This is a genomic window from Burkholderiales bacterium, from assembly GCA_013695435.1.
Lineage (GTDB): Bacteria > Pseudomonadota > Gammaproteobacteria > Burkholderiales > JACMKV01 > JACMKV01.
In genome coordinates, this window is sequence record JACDAM010000028.1 from 1 (window position 1) to 4838 (window position 4838).

Below are 4838 nucleotides of genomic sequence, written 5' to 3' on the forward strand. Positions count from 1 at the left end.
GCAAGGTCGCGCTGCCGAAATACGAAGATCACGGCGAGCTATTGAGCTGGCTGATGCTCGAAAACCTCCCTGGCGCCTTCCCGTTCACCGCAGGCGTTTTTGCCTTCAAGCGCGAGAACGAAGATCCAACCCGAATGTTTGCCGGCGAAGGCGATGCATTCCGCACCAATAAGCGGTTTCACCTGCTATCGGAACACGCGCCGGCGAAACGGCTTTCGACCGCTTTCGATTCGGTCACGCTCTACGGTTTCGATCCCGACCGACGCCCCGACATCTACGGCAAGGTCGGCAACTCGGGCGTTTCGATCGCAACCCTGGACGATATGAAAGTGCTTTATTCTGGCTTCGATCTCTGTGATCCCGCGACCTCGGTTTCGATGACCATCAACGGGCCGGCACCGACCATCCTCGCGATGTTTTTCAATACCGCGATCGACCAGCAGATCGACAAATTTAAATCCGACAACGGACGCGTGCCGACTGACGACGAAATCGGGAAGATCCGGGACTGGACGCTTTCGACGGTGCGGGGCACAGTGCAAGCCGACATTTTGAAAGAAGACCAGGGCCAGAATACCTGCATCTTTTCAACTGAGTTCAGCCTGAAAGTGATGGGCGATATCCAGGGGTTCTTCGTCCATCACAACGTCAGGAATTTCTACTCGGTTTCGATCTCGGGCTATCACATCGCGGAGGCCGGCGCGAACCCGATATCGCAGCTCGCATTTACACTGTCGAACGGTTTCACTTTCGTCGAGACCTGGCTCGCGCGCGGCATGCATATCGACGATTTCGCGCCCAACCTGTCATTCTTTTTTTCCTACGGAATGGATCCCGAATACGCTGTGCTCGGACGCGTCGCGCGCCGCATCTGGGCGGTCGCGATGCGCGACCGTTACGGCGCCAACGAGCGCTCGCAGAAGCTCAAGTTTCATTCGCAGACCAGCGGGCGCAGCTTGCACGCGCAGGAGATCGCGTTCAACGACATCCGCACAACCTTGCAGGCATTGATATCGACTTATGACAATACCAATTCGCTGCATACGAATGCGTATGACGAAGCCATTACGACGCCGACCGGGGAAAGCGTGCGCCGCGCGATGGCTATCCAGCTCATCATCAATCGCGAGTGGGGTCTCGGCAAGAACGAGAATCCGAATCAGGGCAGTTTCATCATCGATGAACTGACCGATCTCGTCGAAGAAGCCGTGCTCAAGGAATTCGACGCGATTTCGGAGCGCGGCGGCGTGCTGGGCGCGATGGAAACAGGCTACCAGCGCGGCAAGATTCAGGAGGAGTCGCTGTACTACGAGCATAAAAAACACGATGGCTCGTATCCGATTGTCGGCGTCAACACCTTCCGCAATCCGCACGAAGATGCAACGCCGCGGCAGATCGAGCTGATTCGGTCGACCGAAGACGAGAAAGAGAGCCAGTTGGCGCGCCTCGCCGATTTTCATCAGCGCCACCATGGCAAAGCCGCCGTGATTCTGCGCCGCTTGCAGCAAGCTGTTATCGCCGACGAAAACGTTTTCGCGGTGCTGATGGACGCGGTGCGCGTTTGCTCTCTCGGGCAAATCACGCACGCGCTCTTCGAAGTGGGCGGCCAGTACCGCCGATCGATGTGAGCGGCGGGGCGGCCGCCCATCCCGGCGAAAGCCGGGATCTGTCAAAAGAATCGCCGTGCATCGACATCTGCAAGCTCGATCCGCTGACCCAACTGTGCATCGGCTGCTATCGGACCATCGAAGAAATCACGGCATGGGCGTCCTACTCGGATCGCGAGAGATTGGAAGTCTGGAACGCGCTAGCGGGCCGTCGAGCCCAATTCAATTTCGACCACAAGTTTGACAAACCCGAGCCGAACCCGGACTGCGGCGCACCAGCGAAAACGAAATGCTGCGGACGATGCGGCGCGGACTTCGTTTGTGAGGAGCAAGTGCCAGGAGCCCAGTGCTGGTGCGCAAGCTTGCCTCACATCGCTCCGCCGATGAGATCGAGCAATGCCTGCCTGTGTCCGAATTGTTTGACCGAGGCGATCGAAAAAACACTACAACACGCAAATCTATTGGAAGAGCAAACAGGAGTCCCTGGCGATGACTAAACAAAAATATGTCTACTGGACGAACGACGAAGCCTGGCTGGGCTATCTCGAGGAATTCCAGATTATTGGACGCAAGGAGAAAGCGAGGACGACCTCAAACAACATCTTATCGATCTTTACAAAGAACTCACCAGCGGTGCCATCCCGAACATTCGCAGGGTGTCAGAGCTTGACGTCGCGTGAAGGGGGTAGACCTCGTAAAAAGCTCGAAGGCTTGGGCTGTGTGTTCATTCGCCATGGCGGGAAGCATGACTGGTACCAGAACCTGAGACTAAAGTTTCTCAACCCGTGCCGCGGCATCGCGAGATCAAAGAGCCGCTTGCAAAGCATATTATCAAGATGCTCGGCGATCGTGATGCCTGACGTTTCGCGGCACTCGACTCCGTGAAACCGTGCTCAGCACGCGCGTTGGGGACGCGCGGCGCGGTTGGGGCTTTAGGCGTAAAGAAGATAAGCCCGTTATCCTGACCGCTTCGCGCGGAATTCGTTTGTCAGGCGAATACCGGGAGCGCAATGCTGGTGCGCAAGCTTGCCTCATATCGCTCCGCCGATGGGTTCGAGAACGCCTGCTATGTCCGAATTGTTTGACCGAGGCGATCGAAAAACGTCTGGTGTGCGCTGACAAAATAGCGCGTACGTCGATTGCCAAGCGCCTCCGGCGGATGTGGACGTTTTGGCCGCCCATCGCGTTAACCGACAGGGAGCCGTACGAGTGGGTCCAATAACCCTTTTCGACAAATCGTTCCTGCAGTCCCTCAGTGTCGACGAATCACTGTGGTTCGATCACTTTTCCATCCCGAACATATGCCCTCTGTTCTATGTGGAAACGCTTGCTGACTTGGAGAAGTCGGTTCGAGAGGGACGGACTCAAGAACAGGAAGTGGGGATAATTGCCGAAAAGACTCCGGTCATGCACGGAGCTCCCTGTGCCGATCACGTTCAGATGTGCATCGGAGACCTTCTGGGTCATAGGGTGCCGATGACTGGGCAGATACCGGTAGCGGGTGGCCGCCTCGTCAAAAGTGGCGGCAAGAGCGGAATCGTATTTAACGAATCGCCCGAGGCCGAGGCGTTCTCCCGCTGGCAACGCGGTCAGTTTTTGGACATCGAGCGGAAGTTCGCCAGAGTCTGGCGAGAGGCGCTGACGCAACTTGGACCTTGATGAAGTTGCGCAGCAGTTTCGAGTGCTCGGCATTGACGGAAAAAAGTGCAGGTCCTTGGCTGAGGCAAAGGCTCTTGCCGACAGGCTGGTGAAAGAGCGAGACAAGCCATTCGACCGGATGAAGCTAGCGCTAGTCTTCCTCAATACGCCGCGAGAGATGTATACACCTGTTCTGCGGCGCTGGAGCGTAGCCGGATACCCTCCCCTCTGCGGTTATGCACCTTATGCAGCGCACGTTTTTACGGTTGAAGTTTTCTTCCAGATTGCTCTCGCCGCAAATCTGATCTCAACCGAGAGACCATCGAATCGTGTAGATGTCGCCTACCTCTTCTACCTACCCTTTTGCCATGTGTTTGTTTCATCCGACCGATTACACCAGCGATGCGCACCAGCCTTCTTAAGAGAGGATCAGGATTTCCTCTGGGGACCCGATATTAAGTCCGAGCTTCAGCGCATGAACGGGCATTTTGACGACTTGCCTGATGAAACGAAAGAGAAGGGAATCATGGCCTTCGCGCACTGTCCCCCCGGCGATGATGGTTGCCTGATGGTGCGCTTATGGGATCGTCACCTGCCCGGATGGCGTGTAAGCTTAAGGCGGGACGACATAAACGAGCCAGTCGAGGATCGCAATTTCGCAGAACAGATCGGCCAGTTCGCTGATGCCACTCCTCTTGAACCGGACCAAGTGGATTTCGATCCACACGATACTGATTCCCTCACCATCCAGCGGTTTGTAGCCAAGCGGAAAGGCAGTTGGTGGCAACTGCCCAAGGCCTTAGAAGTACCGGACGACAAGTAGATGAAGTGGACGGCTACACGGCGATCAACCTGACCGTCCTACAACGGCGTTTCGCTTGCAATTGGCCGGTGGATTATTGCCGGCGATCCGCCCGATAAATTTGCGCGAAGCATGACCGATCACCCGCAGCGCATCGTCTGTCTGACCGAGGAGCCGACCGAAGTGCTGTATGCGATCAACGAGGGGCATCGCATCGTCGGCATTTCGGGTTTCACCGTGCGGCCCGCTCGGGCGCGCAAGGAGAAGCCGAAGGTTTCGGCGTTCACCAGCGCCAAAATCGAGGACATTCTGAAGCTGGATCCCGATTTCGCGATCGGCTTTTCCGATATTCAGGCCGACATCGCTCAAGCGCTGATCAAGCGCGGCGTCGAAGTGTGGATCAGCAACCATCGTTCGGTGGAAGGCATCGTCGCTTACGTGCGGCGACTCGGCGCGCTAGTCGGCACGTGGGAAAAAGCCGAGCGCTATGCGCGTCAACTCGAGTCGCACGTGGCAGAAGTGCGCGAAGCGGCGGCGGCCTTGCCGTCGCGTCCGCGCGTCTATTTCGAGGAATGGGACGATCCACAGATCAGCGCCATTCGCTGGGTCAGCGAACTGATCGGCATCGCCGGTGGCGACGACATATTTCCCGAGCGCGCCGCGTGCAGCCTCGGCCGTGATCGAATCATCGCCGACCCGAATGATGTCGTGCGGCGCGCGCCCGACATCATCATCGGTTCGTGGTGCGGCAAGAAGTTTCGCCCGGAACGGGTCGCAGCCAGACCTGGCTG

General features: G+C 57.2%; 5 protein-coding genes. All 5 read left to right on the forward strand.

Features of this window, described 5'->3' with window-relative positions:
• Window positions 1–1628 (forward strand): methylmalonyl-CoA mutase (locus H0V78_01410; GenBank protein MBA2350473.1); only part of this gene is annotated, 1628 nt, incomplete at its 5' end.
• A gap of 38 nt (window positions 1629–1666) precedes the next feature.
• Window positions 1667–2104 carry a cysteine-rich CWC family protein gene (locus H0V78_01415; protein ID MBA2350474.1) on the forward strand — a complete coding sequence of 146 codons (438 nt, stop codon included), beginning with the start codon at window positions 1667–1669 and terminating at the stop codon, window positions 2102–2104.
• A gap of 712 nt (window positions 2105–2816) precedes the next feature.
• Entirely contained in the window at window positions 2817–3266 is a 450-nt protein-coding gene (locus H0V78_01420; protein ID MBA2350475.1) for a hypothetical protein, read from the forward strand.
• Window positions 3256–4068: a hypothetical protein gene (locus H0V78_01425; protein MBA2350476.1), complete on the forward strand. Its 813-nt coding sequence runs from the start codon at window positions 3256–3258 to the stop codon at window positions 4066–4068. The genes H0V78_01420 and H0V78_01425 overlap by 11 nt, the downstream gene beginning before the upstream one ends.
• Window positions 4069–4179: 111 nt before the next feature.
• Window positions 4180–4838 (forward strand): ABC transporter substrate-binding protein (locus tag H0V78_01430; protein MBA2350477.1); only part of this gene is annotated, 659 nt, incomplete at its 3' end.